This is a genomic window from Neorhizobium sp. PAMB6716 (genome assembly GCF_058242805.1).
In genome coordinates this window covers 773121-796406 of record NZ_CM177835.1, presented here as the reverse complement: position 1 = coordinate 796406, position 23286 = coordinate 773121, and the positions used below count along the sequence as shown (strand labels likewise).

Genomic DNA, 23286 nt, shown 5'->3' with positions numbered 1-23286 from the left:
AACCGGCTGGATCGCTCCAGCCGGTTTTTTGGTCAGATTGCTTTCGCGTTCAGCTATCCAGGAACGAGCGCAGCTTGCGGCTGCGGCTCGGGTGCTTCAGCTTGCGCAGGGCCTTCGCCTCGATCTGGCGGATACGTTCGCGGGTCACCGAGAATTGCTGGCCGACTTCTTCGAGCGTATGGTCGGTGTTCATGCCGATGCCGAAGCGCATGCGCAGAACGCGCTCTTCACGCGGCGTGAGCGAGGCCAAAACCCGGGTTGTCGTTTCGCGAAGGTTCGCCTGGATGGCGGCGTCGATCGGCAGAAGCGCGTTCTTGTCCTCGATGAAATCGCCCAGATGCGAATCTTCCTCGTCACCCACGGGGGTTTCGAGCGAGATCGGTTCCTTGGCGATCTTCAGGACCTTGCGGACCTTTTCGAGCGGCATGGCGAGCTTTTCGGCCAGTTCTTCCGGCGTCGGTTCGCGGCCGATCTCGTGAAGCATCTGGCGCGAGGTGCGCACGATCTTGTTGATCGTCTCGATCATGTGGACCGGGATACGGATCGTGCGGGCCTGGTCGGCAATCGAGCGGGTGATTGCCTGACGGATCCACCAGGTCGCGTAGGTCGAGAACTTGTAGCCGCGACGATACTCGAACTTGTCGACCGCCTTCATCAGGCCGATATTGCCTTCCTGGATGAGATCGAGGAACTGCAGGCCACGGTTCGTGTATTTCTTGGCGATGGAGATGACGAGACGCAGGTTTGCCTCGACCATTTCCTTCTTGGCGATGCGCGCTTCGCGCTCGCCCTTCTGCACCATATGTACGATACGGCGGAATTCGGTGACCGAAATGCCGGTTTCCGTGGCGAGATTCTGGATCTCCTGGCGGATGTCGCGGATCGTCTGGTTTTCGGCGCGGGCAAATTCCTTCCAGCCGCGGGCGGACAGGTTGGAGATCGACTTCATCCAGTGCGGATCAAGCTCGGCACCCTGATACTGTTCCAGGAACGAGTCGCGCTTGACGCCGTAGGATTCGGCGAGACGCAGCAGGCGGCCCTCGTTCTGCACGAGGCGCTTGTTGATGTCGTAAAGCTGCTCGACAAGGCTGTCGATGCGGTTCTGGTTGAGCGACAGCGACTTGACCGCCGTGATCAGCTGATCCTTCAGCTCCTTGTAACGACGTTCCTGGCCGGTCGACAGCGTGCCGGTGCAGGACAGGCGTGCCTCGACCTGCTGATCCTGCAGCTTGCGCAGCTTCTTGTAGGTGTCGGCGATCGTGTCGAGCGTCTCCATCACCTGCGGGCGCAGTTCCGCTTCCATGGCGGCAAGCGAAAGGCTCGACTCGTCGTCGTCCTCCTCTTCCTCTTCCATGGGCGGCATGTCTCCGCCGACATTGGTGATATCGTCTTCTGAAGACCGCGGGCGGCGGGTCTTTTCCTTTTCCTCGGCAGCCTTGCGGTCGGCCTCGATCTTTTCCGGGCTCTGGAACTGCGGGGCAGCCTTGGCCTCGGGACCGGAATAGGTGGTTTCGAGATCGATGATCTCGCGCAGCAGCGTCGTGCCTTCGTTCAACTCGTCGCGCCAGATGATCAGCGCCTGAAACGTCAGCGGGCTCTCACAGAGACCGGCGATCATCGTTTCGCGGCCAGCCTCGATGCGCTTGGCGATGGCGATTTCGCCTTCGCGCGACAGAAGCTCGACAGAACCCATCTCGCGCAGGTACATGCGCACGGGGTCGTCGGTGCGGTCGGTCGGTTCTTTCTTTTTCGCGGTCGCGACGGCCGTGCTGCCGGTGGGAGCAAGCTCTCCGCCTTCGCTTTCGGCCTCTTCGTCATTGTTGTCGTCTTCAGCGGCCGCCGGTTCTTCGGCTTCCTCGTCTTCCACGACATTAATGCCCATGTCGGAGAGCATCGCCATGGTATCTTCGATCTGCTCGGACGTCACCTCTTCGGAGGGAAGCACGGCATTCAGCTCGTCCATCGTGACATAGCCACGCTTCTTGGCGAGCTTGATCATCTTTTTGACCGCGTCGTCGGAAAGATCGAGAAGCGGACCGTCGGTGGCGCCGTCGCGTTCGTTTTCAGCTTCTTCGTTTTCTTTGACTTTTGTTGCCATGTATTCGTCTTTCCTTGGACGTCATTCGCGGCGTTTACACATCGCCGTCCGCAACGCAGCTAAATGCAGCGACGCGAATCGCAATCAATCACGTATCGGGTGGACATTTAATTCCCGCTTAACCGGGATCGTGTTCCGCCCCTCAAGCATCGTTTTGCACTCATGCCAACGATCCTTGTTCTCGCGGCCCGCACGCCTCGTTTCGTCCTTTTACGTCTGGAACGGTGATTCCCACAATTTTACTTCCCGTCAAGCCTTTCCACAGGCAAAGCGCAGTTAAAAGTGGAAAAAGAGGAATTGTTGCGGGCTCCCCGCACTCCTGTCACTCGGTTTGCAAGATATCTAGTGATGCGCACGCCAAAGACAAGAGCCGCCCCTTCCATTAATTAGCAGGTCCCATTCGCCGATACAACCAAAGCGCGATCAGCTGCCGTGGCCGACGGCTGCACCTTTCACGCGTCCGGACATCACGCCGAAGCCATCGATGATGGCCTCCTGATTTTCCATCCGCACGATTTCAAGTTGTACCTCCGATAGCGCGCGCAGCAGCGGCTCGATATTATCCTCGTCGCCAGCTTCGGTGGCAGCCGAAATCTCGCGTTCAAGCTCCATCTTCTGGAACCGCAGGGCCTTGGTGCGCTTGTGCAGCGACAGCGCCTGACGGTAACCTTCGCGCGCATCTTCAGGTGCCGCCTGCTGGGTGGCGATCCAGAGTCTTGCATTGCGCACCTGCAGGTCAAGCGCTGTCACCAGCGGCTCAAACCCTTGCGCCGACAGACGCTCCATCAGATATTCGCGCGAGAGGTTCGCCCCCGCCGTCGCGGCTGCCGGCAACATGGCCGACCAAAAGCGCTGCAGATCACGGTTTTCGAAATCGATCGCGGCGATCTCGTCATATTCATCGAGCAGAAGCTGCGGGTGATTGACGATGGTGATGGCAAGAACCACCTCGCGCAGCGCCGGCAGATCCTGATAACCGCGCACGAGGCCGGAACGCGCCAGCCTGTCGGACACGCCGACGCTGCGGCCCGCGCCGCTAAAACCCTGGCCCTGCCCGCCACGGCCACCGGCACCGCCCTGCCCCCGGCCCTGCTGGTTGCCACGGCCGGAAAAGCCGCCCTGATCGGAATAACCCTGGCGGTTATCGCGCCCGGCTCTCACCGGCGCAAAAAAGGTGTTCAACCGGTCGCGCATATCCTGCTGGTAATGGCGGCGCACGTTTTCATCGGCAATGACAGACACGATCTGCTTCAGCCGCGCCTCCAGCTCGGCGCGTTTTTCCGGCGTGTCGAACTGACCGTTGCCGGCCTCGCGCATCCAGATCATCTCGGCAAGCGGCCGGGCCTGCTGCATGACGGCATCGAACGGCGCACGGCCTTCGTGGCGCACGAGATCATCGGGGTCCTTGCCGTCAGGCAGAAGTGCAAAGCGCACCGTGCGGCCGGGCTTGATATGGGGCAGCGCCAGATCGGCAGCACGGCTTGCCGCGCGCATGCCCGCACCATCACCATCGAAGCAGAGCACCGGCTGCGGCGTCATGCGCCACAGCAGTTCCAACTGGTTTTCAGTGAGCGCCGTGCCGAGCGGCGCCACGGCATTTTCGACGCCCGCCTGGTGCAGCGCGATCACGTCCATATACCCTTCAACGGCAATGATCGTCGTGCTTTCGTCATCGCGCCCCTTGGCAAGCGCCTGCGAGGCTTTTCGGGCACGGACGAAATTATAGAGCACATTGCCCTTGTGGAAGAGTTCCGTCTCGTTGGAATTCAGATATTTCGCCGGCGCATCCGGCGCCATGGCGCGTCCGCCGAAGGCAATCACCTTTTCGCGCGATGAGAGGATCGGAAACATGATGCGGTCGCGGAACCGGTCATAGGAGACGGCAATGCCCTCGCCATGCACCACAAGGCCGCAAGCCTCGATCTGGTCCTTCGGGATGCCCTTGCCGGCCAGATATTCTTTCAGCGCACTGCGGCTTTCCGGCGCGTAACCAAGGCGAAAGGTCTCGATGGTGCGGCCCGTCAGGCCACGATCCCGCAGGTAAGCACGCGCCTTGGCACCGCCTGCCGTCTGCAACTGGTCCTGAAAGAAAACCGTTGCCAGCTCCATCACGTCGAGAAGCGTCGAACGTTCCTTCTCGCGCCGCTCCGCCTGCACATCCGGCTGCGGCATGGCAACGCCTGCCATGTCGGCCAGCTGCTGGACCGATTCGGGAAAGCTCAAGCCCTCGATTTCCTGCATGAAACGAAAGTGATCGCCCGATACGCCGCACCCGAAACAATGGTAACGGCCCTTGCGATCCTCGCAGTGGAAGCTCGGGCTTTTTTCGCCGTGGAACGGGCAGCAGGCCCAATAATCGCCGCGCGGCACATTGGTCTTCTTGCGATCCCATGTCACTCGACGGCCGATCACGGCCGAAATCGGCACGCGATCACGTATCTCGTCGAGAAATGTATTGGAAAAGCGCATCGCGACCCTCAAGAACCAATCTTCATATAGGCATGTCGGCGCGCTGACGCCACAGCTGCCTGAGCTTGCACCCGCTATTCACAGGGTACGCACAAGTACCATTAAAAAAATCCCTCAAGTGCAGGCCCGCTTGCGTCAAATTTAAGGCAGCGCGTGCACTGCAAAAATTACGTTTTTGTAATTTGAATTTGGCGCTGCACAGGCTCTTAGTGTGCTCGTGACTTCCTGACGTCCCACTCTCTCAACAGGAAGATCTACGCAGAAAAGGTGTGTATTCCCCCCATAACGCACACCTTTGGCACCGCCATCCTGCCCCCCGGATGCGGTGCATGTCCAGGCGTCAGAGGCAGGACTTCCCCCAGTCCTGCCTCGCTTGCCCCTGGATGGGAAATAACTTCGCTACACTACGTCGATTTCCCCAAAACCCTCTAATTTGAACGGGTTCTACGAGACGTAGGCACGTGTAACCTCTTGATCGAAGAGGAACGGCATTGACGAAGAGGGCTGTATATACAAATGATCTATACAGCGCGGCAATGCTCCGATCGACGCAGGATGGCGGGGAGACGTTTCAGCACAAGGCCTTCACCGCGCATGCGTCCTGGGCGTCGTCGTGGATACTGATGCTTTTACCGCTTTCGAATGGGACGAGGCAAAGCGAGCCCAGAACATTGTCAAGCATGGGATCGACTTTCCCGAGGCGGCGGTTGCCTTGAAGGGCAGCAGGCTGGAAATGCTGTCCCTTCGCAATGGTGAACTGCGCACACTCGCCGTGTGTAGCGGCAGAACAAAACTGATCTCGGTCGTCTATATTTCCAGAAACGGCATTTGCCGGATCATTTCAGCAAGAGCGGCACGGAAAAATGAGCAAAGAGAATATCGTCAGATATACGGTTGAGGAAGTCGAGGCGATGGTGGCGCGCGGTGAAAGCCAAACCGACTGGGCGCGTGTCGACGCCCTCACCGATGCCGAGATCGAGGCGGCCATGCGCGACGATCCCGACTGGAAGGATCTTCTCGACGTCGACTGGTCAAAAGCCGAACTGGTGATCCCGGACAAAAAGAAGGCGATTTCCATCCGGCTCGATGCCGATATCGTCGATTTCTTCCAGGCAACTGGCAGCGGATACCAGACGCGAATCAATGCGGTGCTGCGCCATTTCGTGGCCGAACAGAAACGCAAAGGCGGCTGACGGCATCTCTTACCGCAGCCGCCCATTTAACCGATGACCTAAAGCGATAAACCTATTTCAGCAGATCCTTGACGATGGCCGATGCCTTGGCGAAATCCATCTGGCCGGCATACCGTTCCTTCAGAACGCTGATGCACTTGCCCATGTCACGCAGGCCTTGCGCGCCGATTTCGGCAATCACACCCTTGCAGGCTTCCAGCACCTGGTCGTCGGACATCTGCTCGGGCATGAACCCGCGGATGATGGTGATTTCCTCGCGCTCCTGCTCGGCCAGTTCCTCGCGACCGCCTTCGGAATAGATCTTGGCCGATTCCTCGCGCTGCTTGATCATCTTCTGCAGGATCTGCAGAATGTCGTCGTCGCTCACCGGATCCTTGCCGAGGCCACGGTTGGCGATATCGCGATCCTTGATGGCCGTCTGGATCAGACGGACGGTGGACAGCCGGCGGGCTTCCTTCGCCTTCATCGCGTCCTTCATTGCGTTGGAAAGCTTGTCGCGCATCATCTTGTTCTTCTCCTTGGGAAAAGCTGTGTTTGACTTTCAAACCGGCCGCTTTACCCGTGTCTTTCGCGCCGCCGTCATAGACGAGACCGGCAAGAGGATCAATCAGCGCCTTTTGAACCTTGACATCAGAACGGGATAAATCCACCTGACGCAAGGTGGCGCGATTGACCACCTCGACCGCTTCCGTTATTTTCCGGCACCTGCACGAGATTAAAAACCAGAGCCCAAGCGCGAAAACATTTCGCGCGCCCTTTTACCGCGACCATAGATGGCCCTAGTGCCCAGCTGCTTCAAGTGGCCGGGCAACGGGCGGAGACGAACCGACATGACAGAGACAGCACCCTGGACCTCCCGCAAGCCCACGGCCCTCCTCGTCCTCGCCGACGGAACGGTGATCGAGGGACATGGCGTCGGCGCCACCGGCAAGGTAACGGCAGAAGTCTGCTTCAACACGGCGCTCACCGGCTATGAGGAAATCCTGACGGATCCCTCCTATCTCGGCCAGATCGTCACCTTCACCTTCCCGCATATCGGCAATATCGGCACCAATGAAGAAGACATCGAAGACCTGACGCCGGCGGCTCGCCGCGGCGCGGTTGGTGTCATCTTCAAGGCCGACATCACCGAGCCGTCGAATTACCGCGCCTCGCGCCACCTGAACGACTGGCTGGCCTCGCGCGGTATCATCGGCCTCTCGGGCATCGACACGCGCGCGCTGACCGCCTGGATCCGCGAAAACGGTGCGCCGAACGCCGTCATCGCCCATGATCCGAACGGCGTCTTCGACATCGAGGCGCTGAAGGCGGAAGCCCGCGCCTGGAGCGGCCTTGTCGGTCTTGATCTTGCCAAGGAAGCAACCTCCGGCCAATCGTCGCAGTGGAATGAGACGCCCTGGGTGTGGAACGAAGGTTATGGCGAAATGTCGCCAGAGGATGCCAAGTACCACATCGTCTGCGTCGATTACGGCGTCAAGCGCAACATCCTGCGCCTGTTTGCAGGCCTTGACTGCAAGGTAACGGTGGTTCCGGCTGCAACGTCTGCCGAAGACATCATGGCGCTGAACCCCGATGGCGTGTTCCTGTCGAACGGCCCGGGCGATCCGGCAGCCACCGGCGAATATGCCGTGCCTGTGATCCGCGAGATCATCGAGAGCGAGACGCCGACCTTCGGCATCTGCCTTGGCCACCAGATGCTGGGTCTGGCCCTCGGCGCCAAGACCGAAAAGATGCACCAGGGCCATCACGGCGGCAACCACCCGGTCAAGGATCACACGACCGGCAAGGTGGAAATCGTCTCGATGAACCACGGTTTTGCCGTCTCGTCGGACTCGCTGCCTGCAGGCGTCGAGGAAACCCATGTCTCGCTGTTTGACGGCAGCAATTGCGGCCTGCGCCTCACCGACAAGCCGGTGTTTTCCGTGCAGCATCACCCGGAAGCATCACCGGGGCCGCAGGACAGCCATTACCTCTTCCGCCGCTTCCTCAACATGGTGCGCGAGAAGAAGGGCGAACCGGCACTTGCTGAACGCTGATCGGTCCAGACCATCCACGATACAATTGACGGCCCGCCCTTACCGGCGGGCCGTTTGCTGTTTCAGAACTGGTGGCGGCGGACCAGAAGCCAGAACCGCACGCAGAGCATGACCGCGGCGGCGGCAAGCCCCAGCACGAAGCCAATCCAGATACCGATGCCCCGCCATTCGAAGACGAAGCCGAGAAGCCAGGCGCAGAAGAAGCCGATCGGCCAGTAGGCAATGAGCGCCAGCACCATGGGGATCGTCGTGTCCTTGTGGCTGCGCAGCAGACCGGCGGCCACCGCCTGCAATCCATCGAACATCTGGAAGGCGCCGGCCGCCACGATCAGCGGCACCGCCAGCATCAGCACTTCGCGGGCATCCGGCTGGGTCATGTCGAGAAACAGGCCGCCGAGCATGGCCGGCGCCACGGCAAACAGCAGGCCACCTATCATGGAAATGGCGAGCCCGATCAGCAGCACGGAAAGCGCTGCCCGGCGCACGCCAAGCTGATCGCCGCGACCATAGGCGACGCCGACGCGCACGGTTGCCACCTGCGCCAGCCCGAGCGGGATCATGAAGGCGATGGAGGCAAGCTGAAGCGCGATGCCGTGCGCGGCAAGCTCCTCCTTGCCAAGCAGTCCCATCAGCAGGGAAGCCGCGGTAAACAGCCCTGCCTCGGCCAGAATGGTGAAGCTGATCGGCAGGCCAAGCCCCAGGATTTCACGAAACGCTGCCCAATCCGGCCGCCAGAAGCGCACGAAGATCTCGTAGGCGCGGGTCTGCGGACGGTTTTCCACATAAGCGACCATCAGCGCAAACCCGACGACGTTGACGCTGAAGGAGGCAATGGCTGCGCCGTTCAGCCCCATGGCCGGCAGGCCAAAGCGCCCAAAGATCAGGCCGTAATCCAGCACGATGTTGACGGCAAACATGCCAAGCGTCACGTAAAGCAGCACGCTTCCCCGCTCCAGCGCACCGACGAAGGAGCGCATCACCATCAACAGCAGCGCCGGGAACATGCCCCATTGCAGGATGCGCAGGTAGCCTTGCGCCAGCGCTGCAATATCCGGCTCCTGGCCAAGCCGCAGCAGAAGCGGTTCCGAAAACCACAGGATCGGCGCCGTGAGCGCCCCATAGGCAATCACCACCCACATGCCCATGCGCACCGAACGGCGGGCCCGCACCGCATCACCGCGGCCGATCGCCTGCGCCACCAGCGGCACCACCGCACTGGCAAAACCGCTGCCGAAGATGAACACGATGAAAAACACCTGGCTGGAGAGAACCACGGCGGCAAGCTCAGTCGTGCCGAGCCAGCCGACCATCACCACGTCGGTGGTGTTGATCGCCATCTGCGCCAGTTGCGCGCCCACAAAGGGAAGCCCAAGGGCCACGGTCGCCCGCACATGCCCGGACCAGGAATTGTCCGAAACCTGCGCTTCGGGCGCGGCTGAAAGGGTTGCCATGTCACCAAACTCCAAAACGAAAAAAGCCGCTGCCCCATTTTCGGGCAGACGGCATAAGAAATGATCTAGCCACTGCCCGGCCGAGAGGCAAGGCGAATGCGCCAGACAGCAGAACAATTGTCGCAATCCATCAGCAATCGTGATGGATCGACAGCGTTTGGAAACGCCTTCGGTCTCAGGCGCTGCGCCGATGATCCGCCTTGAGAAACTCGACAAAGGCTTTCAGCGGCTGTGGCATGTGGCGGCGGCTGTTGTAATAGAGAAAGGGACCGGAAAAACTCTGCGTCCAGTCCTCAAGCACCGGCACCAGCGCACCGGATGCAAAGGCCGGCGCCAAAAACTCCTCGAAGGTGAAGATGATGCCGAGGCCGCGGCTCGCAAGCGCCACCTCCAGCGAAGTGGTTTCGGCAATCAGCCGGGCGGGCGGCAGGATGGTGAATTCGCGCCCCTCCTCCTCAAAACTCCAGGCCAACACGCGGCCACTCGAAAAACGGTGCAGGATACATTGGTGCGCCAGCAGATCCTGCGGATGCCTCGGCGCCCCATGCTGCGCAAGATAGGAAGGCGCTGCAGCGCCGACATATCGCTGCACGCGCGGGCCGATCGGCACGGCGATCATGTCCGCCTGCAAGGCTTCCTCATAACGCACACCGGCATCGAAGCCCTCGCCGTTGATATCGATCAGCGCGTCGTTGGTCGCGACTTCCAGCGTGATGCCGGGGTAAAGCGCGAGGAACCGGGCGGCGATATCCGGCAGCACGGCGTGGGCAACAATGCCGGGCACGTTGAGCCTCAGGCGCCCGACGGGCGTGTCGCGCACGCTGTTAATGTCATCCAGTGCCGCTTCGATTTCGAGAAGGCCGGGTTTCAGCCTTTGCAACAACCGTTCGCCGGCTTCCGTCAGGCTGACGCTGCGGGTGGTGCGGTTGAGAAGGCGAACCCCGAGCCGCGCTTCCAGCCGCCGCAGCGCCTCCGACAGCGACGAGGCGGACACACCGCGCAGCTTTGCGGCGGCGCGAAAACTCTGGTTCTGCGCAACCGCTGCAAACGCATCGAGTTCGGCAAGGGGAAGATCGGCCATTGTGCATATTTCCGAACAGGTTGTGCGCGTTGCGACGGATTATCGCACAGAAGTCTGTCGGGTAAAAGATCGTCAGCCGCATAGTCACGGCCTTGAGAAAGAGGAATTCGCGATGAAGACACGTCAGCTTGGAAAAACCGGCCCGCAGGTTTCGGCCCTTGGCCTTGGCTGCATGGGCATGTCCGACATGTACGGACCCACCGACCGCGCAGAAAGCATCGCCACCATCCATGCAGCCATCGATGCCGGCGTCACGCTGCTCGATACAGGCGATTTCTACGGCATGGGCCATAACGAGATGCTGATCGGCGAAGCCCTGAAAGAGACGTCGCGTGAAAAAGTGCAGCTCAGCGTCAAGTTTGGCGCCCAGCGCGGGCCTGATGGCAGCTGGATCGGTTACGATACTCGCCCATCAGCGGTAAAGACCGCCCTTGCCTACACGCTGAAACGCCTTGGCGTCGATTACATCGACATCTACCGCCCTGCCCGGCTCGATCCGAATGTGCCGATCGAGGATACGATTGGCGCCATCGCCGAGATGGTTCAGGCCGGTTACGTGCGCCACATCGGCCTGTCGGAGGTGGGCGCCGACACCATCCGCCGCGCCGCCGCCGTCCATCCGATCGTCGATCTCCAGATCGAATATTCGCTGATCTCGCGCGGCCTGGAAGACAAGATCCTGCCGGTGACGCGGGAACTGGGCATTGGCATCACGGCTTACGGCGTTCTGTCACGCGGTCTGATCAGCGGCCACTGGCAGAAGGCGCGAGAGGCGCAGGGCCGCGATTTTCGCATCATGAGCCCACGCTTCCAGGAGGGCAATCTGGAGCAGAACCTTGCGCTTGTGGATGCCTTGCGCGCGATTGCCGAAGCGCGCGGCGTCACTGTCGCCCAGATCGCCATTGCCTGGGTGGCGCAGCAGGGCGATGACATCGTGCCCCTCGTCGGTGCCCGCCGCCGCGATCGCCTCACCGAATCGCTCGGGGCGCTGGATGTGGTGCTGAGTGGCGAGGATCTTGCAGCCATCGAACTGGCGGTGCCGAAAGATGCCGCCGCAGGCTCCCGGTACGCGCAAGCGCAAATGGCCCACCTCGACAGCGAGCACTGAAATCTTGGCCTTGAGGCCGCGCTCAGCGCGGCCTCAATTGTCAGCTACGGGCATAATCATACTGGCCTCCCTTTGCCAGCGCCCGCTGATAGGCGGGCCTCGCGCGAATCGCCTCCATGTAGCGGCGCACGGCAGAGACGTCGCCCATCGCCTCCATCCGCGTCATGCCGGCCTCGACGGGAAAGCTCATGGCAATGTCGGCGGCGGAAAATTCCGCGCCGGCAAACCAGCCGCCGCTGGCAAGCTCGGCGTTCCAGAAGGCGAGATGATCGGCAAGCTGCGGATCAACCAGCTTTTTCTGTACGCCCGTTGCGATGAGAGAAGCGACGGGGCGCAGAAAAAACGGCAGCTGGCCCGGCAGGCGTAGAAAGATCAACTTCAGCAGCAGAAGCGGCATGGCCGAACCTTCGGCGTAATGCAGCCAGTAGGTATAGCGGAGCGCCGCGTCGCTTCCCGCTGCGGGCTTCAGGTTTTTGCCCGCCCCATAGGTATCGACCAGATATTCGATGATCGCGCCGCTTTCGGCAACCACCCGGCCACCATCCTCGATGACCGGCGATTTGCCGAGCGGATGCACCGCCTTCAGGCTTTCCGGTGCGCGCATATCCGGCGCACGGTGATAGGTCTTGACCGCATATTCCAGCCCCAGTTCCTCCAGCAGCCAGAGAATGCGGTGGGCGCGGGAATTGTCGAGATAATGGACTGTGATCATCGTGAACCTCAGAATCAGGACTACGGGGTGGCCAACACTATTGCGAGCCTAGCGCATTCCGGAGGCAATGAAAAAGCGGCCTCAACTGGGGTGAACACAGTCCATCTGACGAATCAAGGCAGTCGGGCGCTGTCAGGTTAAGGCGTCGCGTCGCGCCGCCCTTTTCTCTTTACTGATCGAAAGCAGCCATCGGTTAAAGCTGCTCGTAACGCGGCGCGAACGTGTCGCAGGCTTTCATGTCACCGCTGGTAAAGCCTTTGCGGAACCAGCTGACCCGCTGGGCCGAGGTGCCGTGGTTGAAGGCATCGGGCACGACATACCCCTGGGAGCGCTTCTGCAAGGTGTCGTCGCCGATCTGTTGTGCGGCGTTCAATGCCTCTTCCAGATCACCCTGTTCCAGAATGCCCCGCTGCTGCGTGGATTTTCCCCAGACGCCGGCAAAACAATCCGCCTGAAGTTCCACCCGCACCGACATACGGTTGGCATCCGCCTCGCTCATCGAGCCGCGCATCTGGTTGAACTTCGGCAGCACACCGGTCAGGTTCTGTACGTGATGACCCACCTCGTGCGCGATCACATAGGCTTCGGCGAAATCGCCGGACGCACCGAACTTGCCGGAAAGCTCGCGGAAGAAGCCGGTGTCGAGATAGACCTTGCGGTCGCCCGGGCAGTAGAACGGTCCCGTCGCAGAAGACGCCGATCCGCAAGCCGATCGAACGCCACCGGAAAACAGCACCATGGTCGGTTCTTCGTACCGCTCGCCGGCTCTCTGGAAAATGCCGTTCCAGGTGTCTTCCGTTTCTGCCAGAACCGTGCGCACGAAGGCCGTCATCTCATCATCTTGCGCCGAGCGAGGCTCTGCCTGCTGCTGGGTACCGGACGATCCGCCGTCCGATCCGATATCCCCGCCTGACAGCAAGGTCAGCGGATTGATGCCGAGCATGAAGCAGACGATCACGATGAAGATGAGCCCGCCGATGCCGATGCCGCCGCCGCGCGCACCGCCGCCGATGGGGATTCTAAAGCCCCTCCCGCCAAACGAGCCTCCGCCCGCGCCGCGCTGATCCTCGATATTGTCCGATTGACGACGCCCCCGCCATTGCATGGCTTTATCCTTATGTGTGTTTCTGTCGCCTGAACGCAGTTGGGAGGACGCAGGTTCCTTTGCCTTGCGCACGCGGCCGATGGATCACCGGGGCCTTATGAAACTGCAAGACGCAGGGCACCCCAAAATGTCAGACAGCGGATTTCTACAAGGCCTGGCAAGCACCGCTGGCGCACCACCGCGGGCAGTGCTGTTTCCATCTGTAGATTTCAAAGATTGGGGGTTCCTTCCAGGCCAACACTCCCCTATAAGCCGCTTCTAGCCTGAAAAATCATTCTTGTGCCCGACCGGTGATCCACTCATCCGGCCGGTTTTTCGCGCAGGAAAAAATAAGCGGAAAGACGATATGCCCAAGCGCCAAGATATCAAGTCCATCCTCATCATTGGCGCGGGGCCAATCGTCATCGGCCAGGCCTGCGAGTTCGACTATTCCGGCACGCAAGCCGTCAAGGCGCTAAAGGAAGAGGGTTACCGGGTCATCCTGGTCAACTCCAACCCCGCCACGATCATGACCGATCCGGGCCTTGCCGACGCAACCTATGTCGAGCCGATCACGCCGGAAGTCGTCGCCAAGATCATCGCCAAGGAACGCCCGGACGCGCTTCTTCCCACCATGGGCGGCCAGACGGCATTGAACACCGCGCTTTCGCTGAAGCGGATGGGCGTGCTGGATCGCTACAATGTCGAAATGATCGGCGCAAAGCCCGCCGCCATCGACATGGCCGAAGACCGCGCCCTTTTCCGCGAGGCCATGAAGCGCATCGGCCTTGAAACGCCTAAATCCATGCTGGCCAACGCCACCGACATCAAGGACACCGACCGCAAGAGCCATGAGGCCGAGCGCGCCAAGCTGCGCGAGACGCTGTCAGGTGCCGATCTCGACACAGCGCTGGACGAGCTGGAAAACCAGTGGAACCTTGGGGAAACCGACCGCAAGCAGCGTTATATCAGCCATGCCATGGCGATTGCCGCCCAGGCCATCGACGTAGTCGGCCTGCCCGCCATCATCCGGCCCTCCTTCACCATGGGCGGCACCGGCGGCGGCATTGCCTATAACCGCTCGGAATTCTTCGAGATCATCGGCTCCGGCCTCGATGCTTCTCCGACCACCGAAGTGCTAATCGAAGAATCGGTTCTCGGCTGGAAGGAGTATGAAATGGAAGTGGTCCGCGACAAGGCGGACAATTGCATCATCATCTGCTCCATCGAAAACATCGATCCGATGGGCGTCCACACCGGCGACAGTATCACCGTCGCGCCGGCGTTGACGCTGACGGACAAGGAATACCAGATGATGCGCAACGCCTCGATTGCGGTGCTGCGCGAGATCGGCGTCGAAACCGGCGGCTCGAACGTGCAGTTTGCCGTCAACCCGGCCGATGGCCGCCTCGTCGTCATCGAAATGAACCCGCGCGTGTCGCGCTCGTCCGCTCTCGCATCGAAGGCTACCGGCTTCCCCATCGCCAAGGTCGCGGCAAAGCTTGCCGTCGGTTATACGCTGGACGAGTTGGACAACGACATCACCGGCGGCGCAACGCCGGCCTCGTTCGAACCGTCGATCGATTATGTCGTCACGAAAATCCCGCGTTTTGCCTTTGAAAAATTCCCCGGCGCCGAGCCGACACTCACGACGGCGATGAAATCGGTCGGCGAAGTCATGGCCATCGGCCGCACCTTTGCCGAATCGCTGCAGAAGGCGTTGCGCGGCCTCGAAACGGGCCTGACCGGCCTCGACGAAATCGAGATCCCCGGCATGGAAGCCGGCGAAGGTTCCAAGAACGCCATCCGCGCCGCCATCGGCACGCCGACGCCGGACCGCTTGCGCATGGTGGCCCAGGCCCTGCGTTTCGGCCTCAGCGAAGCCGAAGTGCATGAAGGCTGCAAGATCGACCCATGGTTCATCGCCCAGTTGAAGGCGATCGTAGACATGGAAGCGCGCGTGCGCGAACACGGCCTGCCGACGGATGCGGAAAACCTGCGTACCCTGAAGGCCATGGGCTTTTCCGATGCGCGTCTTGCCAGCCTTTCCGGCAAGCGCCCGAAGGAAGTGGCCGAACTGCGCAACAGCCTGAACGTGCGCCCGGTCTTCAAGCGCATCGATACCTGTGCTGCCGAATTCGCCTCTCCCACAGCCTACATGTATTCCACCTATGAGACGCCCTTCGTTGGCGAACTGCGCTCGGAAGCGGAAATTTCCGACCGCAAGAAGGTCGTCATCCTCGGCGGTGGCCCGAACCGCATCGGCCAGGGCATCGAGTTCGATTATTGCTGCTGCCATGCCGCCTTCGCGCTGAAGGATGCCGGCTTCGAAGCGATCATGATCAACTGCAACCCGGAAACCGTCTCCACCGATTACGATACCTCCGACCGCCTCTATTTCGAGCCGCTGACGGCCGAAGACGTGATCGAGATCCTGCGCGCAGAACAGGAAAAGGGAGAAGTGGTCGGCGTCATCGTGCAGTTCGGTGGCCAGACGCCGCTGAAGCTTGCCGAAGCGCTGGAAAAGAACGGCATCCCGATCCTCGGCACAGCGCCGGATATGATCGATCTGGCCGAAGACCGCGATCGCTTCCAGAAGCTTCTGATGAAGCTCGACCTCAACCAGCCGAACAACGGCATCGCCTATTCCGTCGAACAGGCGCGGCTTGTCGCGTCGGAAATCGGCTTCCCGCTCGTCGTGCGCCCGTCTTATGTTCTGGGTGGCCGCGCCATGCAGATCATCCACAATGAAAGCATGCTGCAGAGCTACCTGCTCGATACGGTGCCGGGTCTCGTGCCCGAAGATATCAAGCAGCGTTATCCTAATGACAAGACCGGCCAGATCAACACGCTTCTCGGCAAGAACCCGCTGCTCTTCGACAGCTACCTCACGAATGCCGTGGAAGTGGACGTCGATGCACTCTGCGACGGCGAAAACGTCTTTGTCTCCGGCATCATGGAGCATATCGAGGAAGCCGGCATTCACTCCGGCGACAGCGCCTGCTCGCTGCCGTCGCGCTCGCTCTCCAATGAAACGCTCGACGAGTTGGAGCGCCAGACGGCGGCCATGGCGCGTGCGCTCAACGTCGGCGGCCTGATGAACGTGCAATATGCCATCAAGGACGGCGTGATCTACGTGCTCGAAGTCAACCCGCGCGCCTCGCGCACGGTGCCCTTCGTCGCAAAAACCATCGGTGCGCCGATTGCCAAGATCGCTGCCCGCATCATGACCGGCGAAAAGCTGGATGACGCGATTGCCGCTTATGGCGCCAAGCCCGATCCGCGCAACCTCAAGCACATCGCCGTCAAGGAAGCCGTCTTCCCGTTTGCCCGCTTCCCCGGCGTCGATACGCTGCTTGGCCCGGAAATGCGCTCGACCGGCGAAGTGATCGGCCTCGACACCAACTTTGCGCTGGCTTTTGCCAAGAGCCAGCTCGGCGCCAGCGTGGAGCTGCCGCGTGATGGAACGGTGTTCGTCTCGGTGCGGGACGAGGACAAGGAACGCGTTCTGCCGGCGATCAGGCTGCTGGTGGAAATCGGCTTCAAGGTTATGGCAACCGGCGGCACCGCGCGTTTCCTTGCCGAGAAGGGCATCGAAGCCACCAAGATCAACAAGGTTCTGGAGGGACGTCCGCATATCGAGGATGCCATCCGCAACCGTCAGGTTCAGCTCGTCATCAACACGACGGACAGCAACAAGGCGATCTCGGATTCCAAGTCGCTGCGCCGCGCAACGCTGATGCAGAAGGTGCCCTATTACACCACGATGGCCGGAGCCCTTGCCGCTGCCGAAGCCATCCAGGCCCTGAAGAAGGGCCAGCTGGAAGTGCGCCCGCTGCAGAGCTATTTCTGAGGGCGTCAGGCGTGAGCCGGCGTAAGCTTCGGCCGGCATAAATACAGGAAGGGCGGTCTTGACCGCCCTTCCGCGTTTTCGGATCTTTTTTCCGGCACAACGGCCCGCCTCGGCCGCCGTTACCGGCCAAGCCACGCTTTGCGGCATTAACCGGAGTGATCGGCAGTCGGGATGTGCCGAAGACAAGATCGCTGTTCACATCGTCATTGGTCCGCCCTGCTAATCAGCCTTCACGCTGCCTTGTTGAGCGGCTCCTGGCCGGCGCCGATCTTGCTGATCGTCTGGCGCACCTGATGCCATTCACCGGTGAGCCCGGTACGATACTGGTAGATGATCTCGCCACCCGAATAATCAGGCTCGAGAAGAACGATTGCGGAGTAGTTCTCCGGAATGACCGGCCCGACACCGGCGCCGGCAGGCCAGACGATTTCCGGCCAGCCTGTCAGGTCCAGACGAATTTTCGAACCAGGCCCCATCACGGTTGCATAAATCAGGTTTCCCGTGACATGCGACGAGACGTTGAGGGGCGGGTTGACCGCCTGCGTCACTTCCGAATGCCCCGTGACAGTGCTTTTCGGCGTGTAAACTGTCAGGTTGAGCGTATTGATCGGGGCACCCGGGGGGCCTTCCGAACGCAGTGGCAAATAGAACAGCCCGACTTTCTGAACACTTTCAATGGCCATGAAACATCCTCCCTTTTTGATGACTGGTGAATCCGAATATTGATCTCCTCTAAATCAACCTTCGGACGCATTTATAATGCGCTCGCCTGCATAGGATGCAACCATAAGATTTCAGGGATTTTGTAAGCCTGAAGTAAATTTCCGCTGATCACGAAGCAAAATATCACTCTATACAATCGGCTGAACTGTTCGTTTACAGGCATTCTCCGATCATGCTCCTCAGCTCTTGTTGGAAAAGCTGTCTTTCCCGGTTCTGGACCTCCCCGTCCGGCAGGCGTAGCAGATAGGACGGATGGACAGTGGTGAGCAGACGGCGGTCTTGGCCCATGGTCATCATCTTTCCTCGCACCTCCGACAGGCGCCGCCGTTCGCCGGTGAGCGAGAAATAGGCTGTGGCGCCCATTGCCACGATCAGTTTGGGCGCGACCAGATCGATCTCCTGCTTCAACCACCAGCGGCACTGAACGATCTCTGCCTCGTTCGGTTTCTGGTGAATGCGCCTTTTGCCGCGCGGCTCGTATTTGAAGTGCTTGACGGCATTGGTCACGTAGAGGTTTTGACGATCGACGCCGATCTCCGACAGAGTGCTGTCAAACAGCTTTCCGGCCGGGCCGACGAAGGCGCGGCCCGCCAGATCTTCGTGATCGCCCGGCTGCTCGCCAACCACCATCACAGCGGCATTCGATGGCCCCTCGCCAAAAACCGTTTGCGTGGCCTTGCAATGCAGCGCACAGCGCGTGCATCCCTCCGCTTGCCGGCGAAGCGCGGCAAGCGTGCCGGGAGGCGCTGCAGCCTCCGCCCCCGAACCTGATGCGGCCAATGCCCGCTCGCGCAGTCGCTCATGAAAGACCGGCGGCTGGGAGGCAGCCTTTTCGGCCATCTCCTTCACCTTTTCCTCGGCATTGGCAATCAACCCGGGAATGAGCGAGGCCTCCGGCAGGTTCTTCCAGTATTTTTTTGGCATTTCCGCCGTCATCGCCTTCACCTTCAACCGGGCGGGATTGAAGATATTGGCGTAATAGACCCGCCACAGGTCATCGGCGGCATCCTGATGCTCAAGCTTCGGCGCCGGTTCATCCGAAACGACGAGACCTTCACCATTAAAGGCGGCCGATCCCTTAGGCGTTGCAATCAGCCAGTCCATGTCGGCAAAACGACGGGCAAAGAACGGTGCGGTGCGGGAGACGATAAAGTGGTCTGGCTCGAACCAGGCGACGAAGGAACGGCGCGGCCCACCGCCCGCCGGCACTTCCTTGAACCGCACGAAGGCCTTCATCTTGTGGCTGTCGCGGCGCACGGATTTTTCCAGCTTCAGCGCCTCGATCACATCGGCATCGGAGACGATCTCCAGCAGCCTTCGTTCTTCGCGCAGCCGCCAGAGCAGGCGATAGAGAAGTGCAAAACGCGACGGTTGTGTGTGGCAGACGACCGATTGCGCCAGCGCCAGAAAAGCCGCCGGCACGGCCACCACCTTGGCCGGGGCGGCTGACGGTTCCGGCGGTGCGGCCTCGGCAGTTTCCGGCAACAACGTCGCCTCGCCCGCCAGCCGCCAATCCACCACCTGCGGCTCTATGTCGGCCTGCAGGAGGGCGCGCGCGGCATCGCGCCATTCGGCAAAATCGCCGCGGCCTTTCAGAAAAACCGTGCGCATCAAAACAGCGCCAGTTGCTGCGGCTGCGGCGCAAACATGGCACGTAGGTCCGTGCGGTCGATCAGCCGGTGCGGCTTCCACCCCTCGGCGACGATGAAGGGCTGCACCTTGCGCAGCGATACGGAGAGACGCCCGAGATCCTCCAGCCGCAACCGGCGCTGCCGGCGCGAAGACAGGATGGAGCGCACCGTCTTAGTGCCGAAACCCGGCACGCGCAGCAGCATTTCCTTTGGCGCCTTGTTGACGTCGACGGGAAATTGGTCACGATTGCCGAGCGCCCAGGCGAGCTTTGGATCAAGATCAAGGTCCAGATTCCCGTCTGTCGTCGACGCCGTGATTTCGCCAATGTCGAAGCCGTAGAAACGATAGAGCCAATCGGCTTGATAAAGCCGGTGCTCGCGCATCAGCGGCGGCTTGATCAGCGGCAGTTTCGACGAGGCATCCGGAATGGGGCTGAAGGCGGAATAATAAACGCGCTTCAGGCCGTAGCTGCCGTAAAGCCGGGCGCTGGTTCCCAAAATCGTTGCATCGCTTGCGCCATCGGCACCGACGATCATCTGCGTGCTCTGGCCCGCGGGAACAAACGTGCGCCGACGTTTTGTCTGCAAGGTCGGTTCGGAGGCTTCTTCGATCCTCAGCCGCAGATCGCCCATGGCGCGGCGGATGCCGGCCGGTTTCTTTTCCGGCGCAAACTGGCTGATGCCGTGGTCCGTCGGCAGTTCCACATTGATGGAGAGACGGTCGGCATAAAGCCCGGCCTCCGCAATCAGCCCGGGCGAGGCTTCGGGAATGGTCTTCAGATGAATATAACCGCGGAACTTGTGGACGGTGCGCAGTTCTCGCGCCACCCGCACCATTTCTTCCATCGTGTGATCGGAGGAGCGGATGATGCCCGAGGATAAAAACAGGCCCTCGATATAATTGCGCCGGTAAAATTCAAGCGTCAGCCAGATCACCTCGTCCGGCGTGAACCGCGCCCGCTCGACATTGCTGGACGAGCGGTTGATGCAATAAACGCAGTCATAGATGCAGAAATTGGTGAGCAGGATTTTCAGAAGCGAAATGCATCGCCCGTCCGGCGCATAGGCGTGGCAGATTCCGGAGCCTTCCGTGGAGCCCAATCCACCGGTGCCTCCCGAATGGCGTTTCGTGGTGCCGCTCGAGGCGCAGGACGCATCATATTTGGCAGCGTCGGAGAGAATGGCGAGACGTTCTTTCAGCGACTTCTTCATTAGTCTGTTCACTATATGTTCTTTTCCCTAACGTCAAGACCGGTGTCGAAACGACGCGCCCCTTTCCCTCCACGGCTGGCGCCCTATTTCGAATTTGCTGGCAATTGCTGTAGTGATTCTGTTATAGTTGCCGAAATTAGAGCTTTCACACGGTTCCGGGGATACCCTCCGGGACCTGTTTCTTTTTGTGGCCGCGGGTAGCGGCCATGAGACTGAGGGTTAAGGAAAATGGTTGATAAGGTCCCGATGACTCCATCCGGTTTCACCAAGCTGCAGGAAGAACTGCGCTGGCGCCAACAGGAGGAACGTCCTCGCATCATCGAGGCCATTTCGGAAGCACGCGCCCATGGCGACCTTTCGGAAAATGCCGAATACCACGCCGCCAAGGAAGCGCAGAGCCACAATGAAGGCCGCGTGACCGAACTGGAAGACCTGACGGCCCGCGCCGAGGTGATCGACCTCAGCAAGATGTCCGGTTCCAAGATCAAGTTCGGCGCCACGGTCAAGCTCATCGACGAGGATACGGACGAGGAAAAGATCTACCAGATCGTTGGCGACCAGGAAGCCGACGTGAAGGAAGGCCGCATCTCTATCTCTTCACCGATCGCCCGCGCGCTGATCGGCAAGGAAGCCGGCGACAGCATTGAAGTGGTCGCCCCCGGCGGTTCCAAGGCCTACGAGATCCTCGCGGTCAACTGGGGCTGATCCGGCAAAGCAGGCGTTCGCCGTGCCCCCTTCCCTGCAACAGGTCGAGGTGATCGCCCCGCACTTCAAGCGAAGGCTGTCGGGCGTCACCTCCACCGTGATCCAGCTTGTTCCGGTGCAGAACCGTCTCGGCCAGAAGGTTGTCACCTTCGGGCCGGGCCTGCCCGCTTCTCTGCCTTCCATGACGGCAAGCGACCTCCGGCACCTCTGGACGCCGCCTGAAGGGCGTCGCCACCGAATCTGGCATGCACGGCGCAATATCGAAATGCTTCCGGGCATTTTTCTGCGCGATGTCTGCCGCATGCCGCTAAAACTCCTCTTCACCTCCGCCTCGCAGCGCAAGCATTCCCGCTGGACGAAGGGTCTGATTGCCCGCATGGACCGGGTGATTGCGGTGTGCCAGAAAACCGCCTCCTACCTGGAGCGGGACAGCACCGTCATTCTGCACGGCATTGACTTAAATCGCTTTTCGCCTGCCGCAGACAAGGCCTCGGCAAAGCCAAGCCTTGGGCTTGATCCGCAAAAGCATCATGTCGGCTGTTTCGGCCGGGTCCGCCACCAGAAGGGCACCGATCTCTTCGTTGATGCGATGATCCGCCTTCTGCCGGATCATCCCGAATGGAATGCCGTCATTGCCGGCCGCGCCACGCCCAAGCACATCGCCTTCGAGGATGATCTGAAAGCCCGCGTCGCGGCTGCTGGCCTTGCCGACCGCATCCTGTTTGTCGGCGAGCACACCAATATCAACGACTGGTATCGCGGGCTGGACCTCTTCGTTGCTCCCCAGCGCTGGGAAGGCTTTGGGCTGACGCCGCTCGAGGCCATGGCCAGCGGCGTGCCTGTTATTGCCGCCGATGTCGGCGCCTTTGCCGAACTCATTCTCGATGGCGTGACGGGCAAAATGGTGGAGCGCGGCGTGCTCGACAGTTTTGTCGAGGGTATCGAACCTTACCTTGCCGCGCCGGATCTTTGCCGTCAGCAGGGAGCCGCAGCCCTTGCCCATGTCACCGAAAACTTTTCCATCGAACGCGAGGCAAAGGCCATCGGCGCCGTTTACAGCGCGCTTCTGGACGCGCGATGAGGCCGCATTTTTCATGACGATCTATGTCATCAACCTTGATCGCGCAAAAGACCGCATGGCGCGCATGCAGGCTTTGCTTGGCGAACGCGGCCTTGCCTTTCAGCGCATCGAAGCGGCGGACGGGAAAACGCTTTCACCGGAAACGCTGGCCGCCTGGTCAACCAGCCATCCTGATGGCAGCCTGGTTCTGTCGGTCGGCGAAGTCGGCATTCTCCTAAGCCAGCGCGAGGCCTGGCGGCGGATTGCCGAAAGCGGTTTGCCCGGCGTCATCTTCGAGGATGACATCCATCTGGCGCCGGGCGCGGAAAAGCTCCTCGCCGATCTCTCCTGGCTTCCCGCAGAGGCCGATATCGTCAAGATCGAAACCACCGGCCGGACGATTGCCGTCTCGCGCAAAAACCTTCACGTCGCAGGTTTGTCGCTTTCCGTGCTGCGCAGCGCCCATCTGGGGGCTGCCGGCTACATCGTCACGCCAAAGGCCGCACGCCTTTTGCTCGGCGCCATCGGCAAAAGCCATCGCGCCGTCGATCACCTGATCTTCGATCCTGTGTCGCCGCTGTTTTCACAGCTCAAAATCTACCAGACGATCCCGGCGCTTTGCATCCAGGACCAGTTCGTCACGACGCAGCCGCTTGGCCTTGGCGGCGAGATCGTGCGCGCCTGGGCGCTGGAAAAAAAGAAGCAGAAGAAAACCCTTCTACAGAAGGCCGCACGGGAGATCGGCAGGCTTGGCGAACAGGCAAGCTTTGCGATTGCCGGGCTGCCGTTCAACCCGCTGACGGACCGCCGGAACGTGAAGGTTATGCTCGCGTCAGACCGCGATCGGTAGCGCAGACGGCAAGCAGCGGC

General features: G+C 60.8%; 18 protein-coding genes. 8 read left to right on the top strand and 10 right to left on the bottom strand.

The annotated features are described in order from the left end of the window. Positions 1 to 49: 49 nt before the first annotated feature. Positions 50 to 2098 (bottom strand): RNA polymerase sigma factor RpoD, encoded by a 2049-nt coding sequence (gene rpoD, locus AC4CWH_RS03775; RefSeq protein ID WP_491320448.1) that lies wholly within the window; start codon positions 2096 to 2098, stop codon positions 50 to 52. 423 nt (positions 2099 to 2521) lie between these two features. After that, positions 2522 to 4567, bottom strand: coding sequence for a DNA primase (gene dnaG / locus AC4CWH_RS03770; protein ID WP_491320447.1), 2046 nt, complete (start codon positions 4565 to 4567; stop codon positions 2522 to 2524). Between the two features lie 613 nt (positions 4568 to 5180). Between dnaG and AC4CWH_RS03765 the strand changes: the two genes are divergently transcribed. Beyond that, positions 5181 to 5465: a BrnT family toxin gene (locus tag AC4CWH_RS03765; RefSeq protein ID WP_491320446.1), complete on the top strand. Its 285-nt coding sequence runs from the start codon at positions 5181 to 5183 to the stop codon at positions 5463 to 5465. Then, on the top strand, positions 5431 to 5760 hold the full coding sequence (locus AC4CWH_RS03760; protein ID WP_491320445.1) for a BrnA antitoxin family protein: 330 nt from the start codon (positions 5431 to 5433) through the stop codon (positions 5758 to 5760). The genes AC4CWH_RS03765 and AC4CWH_RS03760 overlap by 35 nt, the downstream gene beginning before the upstream one ends. A gap of 52 nt (positions 5761 to 5812) precedes the next feature. On the opposite strand, the gene AC4CWH_RS03755 is transcribed toward AC4CWH_RS03760, so the two are convergent. Then, entirely contained in the window at positions 5813 to 6262 is a 450-nt protein-coding gene (locus tag AC4CWH_RS03755) for a GatB/YqeY domain-containing protein (protein WP_491285249.1), read from the bottom strand. Between the two features lie 328 nt (positions 6263 to 6590). Between AC4CWH_RS03755 and carA the strand changes: the two genes are divergently transcribed. Further along, complete coding sequence (carA, locus tag AC4CWH_RS03750; protein WP_491320444.1) at positions 6591 to 7796, top strand: glutamine-hydrolyzing carbamoyl-phosphate synthase small subunit; 1206 nt, start codon at positions 6591 to 6593, stop codon at positions 7794 to 7796. Positions 7797 to 7858: 62 nt separating this feature from the next. On the opposite strand, the gene AC4CWH_RS03745 is transcribed toward carA, so the two are convergent. After that, the gene (locus AC4CWH_RS03745) at positions 7859 to 9247 is read right to left on the bottom strand and encodes an MATE family efflux transporter (RefSeq protein WP_491320443.1); all 1389 of its coding nucleotides are present in this window, start codon (positions 9245 to 9247) and stop codon (positions 7859 to 7861) included. 175 nt (positions 9248 to 9422) lie between these two features. Beyond that, on the bottom strand, positions 9423 to 10328 hold the full coding sequence (locus AC4CWH_RS03740) for a LysR family transcriptional regulator (RefSeq protein WP_491320442.1): 906 nt from the start codon (positions 10326 to 10328) through the stop codon (positions 9423 to 9425). A 112-nt stretch (positions 10329 to 10440) separates the two neighbouring features. Here AC4CWH_RS03740 and AC4CWH_RS03735 point away from each other — a divergent pair, with 112 nt between their 5' ends. Beyond that, positions 10441 to 11436 carry an aldo/keto reductase gene (locus AC4CWH_RS03735; RefSeq protein WP_491320441.1) on the top strand — a complete coding sequence of 332 codons (996 nt, stop codon included), beginning with the start codon at positions 10441 to 10443 and terminating at the stop codon, positions 11434 to 11436. Between the two features lie 40 nt (positions 11437 to 11476). Here the strand turns inward: AC4CWH_RS03735 and AC4CWH_RS03730 are convergent, their stop codons facing one another. Together AC4CWH_RS03730 and ypfJ are read right to left on the bottom strand one after the other, a co-directional pair. Next, positions 11477 to 12148: a glutathione S-transferase gene (locus AC4CWH_RS03730; RefSeq protein WP_491320440.1), complete on the bottom strand. Its 672-nt coding sequence runs from the start codon at positions 12146 to 12148 to the stop codon at positions 11477 to 11479. Positions 12149 to 12341: 193 nt separating this feature from the next. Beyond that, positions 12342 to 13253 carry a KPN_02809 family neutral zinc metallopeptidase gene (gene ypfJ, locus AC4CWH_RS03725; RefSeq protein WP_491320439.1) on the bottom strand — a complete coding sequence of 304 codons (912 nt, stop codon included), beginning with the start codon at positions 13251 to 13253 and terminating at the stop codon, positions 12342 to 12344. A 346-nt stretch (positions 13254 to 13599) separates the two neighbouring features. Between ypfJ and carB the strand changes: the two genes are divergently transcribed. Continuing rightward, complete coding sequence (gene carB, locus AC4CWH_RS03720; RefSeq protein WP_491320438.1) at positions 13600 to 17085, top strand: carbamoyl-phosphate synthase large subunit; 3486 nt, start codon at positions 13600 to 13602, stop codon at positions 17083 to 17085. Between the two features lie 230 nt (positions 17086 to 17315). On the opposite strand, the gene AC4CWH_RS03715 is transcribed toward carB, so the two are convergent. From AC4CWH_RS03715 to AC4CWH_RS03705, 3 genes are all read right to left on the bottom strand, one after another. After that, entirely contained in the window at positions 17316 to 17768 is a 453-nt protein-coding gene (locus AC4CWH_RS03715; RefSeq protein WP_491320437.1) for a DUF1842 domain-containing protein, read from the bottom strand. Between the two features lie 193 nt (positions 17769 to 17961). Then, positions 17962 to 19419, bottom strand: coding sequence for a UdgX family uracil-DNA binding protein (locus AC4CWH_RS03710; RefSeq protein ID WP_491320436.1), 1458 nt, complete (start codon positions 19417 to 19419; stop codon positions 17962 to 17964). Beyond that, positions 19419 to 20651, bottom strand: coding sequence for a putative DNA modification/repair radical SAM protein (locus AC4CWH_RS03705; RefSeq protein ID WP_491321343.1), 1233 nt, complete (start codon positions 20649 to 20651; stop codon positions 19419 to 19421). Before AC4CWH_RS03705 ends, AC4CWH_RS03710 begins: the two co-directional genes overlap by 1 nt. A gap of 228 nt (positions 20652 to 20879) precedes the next feature. On the opposite strand from AC4CWH_RS03705, the gene greA reads away from it, so the two are divergent. Genes greA through AC4CWH_RS03690 form a run of 3 tightly spaced genes read left to right on the top strand, consistent with a single transcriptional unit; the run spans position 20880 to position 23266 of the window. Continuing rightward, positions 20880 to 21356, top strand: coding sequence for a transcription elongation factor GreA (greA, locus tag AC4CWH_RS03700; RefSeq protein ID WP_491284275.1), 477 nt, complete (start codon positions 20880 to 20882; stop codon positions 21354 to 21356). Between the two features lie 22 nt (positions 21357 to 21378). After that, the gene (locus tag AC4CWH_RS03695; protein ID WP_491320435.1) at positions 21379 to 22437 is read left to right on the top strand and encodes a glycosyltransferase family 4 protein; all 1059 of its coding nucleotides are present in this window, start codon (positions 21379 to 21381) and stop codon (positions 22435 to 22437) included. Positions 22438 to 22450: 13 nt separating this feature from the next. After that, positions 22451 to 23266: a glycosyltransferase family 25 protein gene (locus AC4CWH_RS03690; protein WP_491320434.1), complete on the top strand. Its 816-nt coding sequence runs from the start codon at positions 22451 to 22453 to the stop codon at positions 23264 to 23266. Positions 23267 to 23286 lie beyond the last annotated feature (20 nt).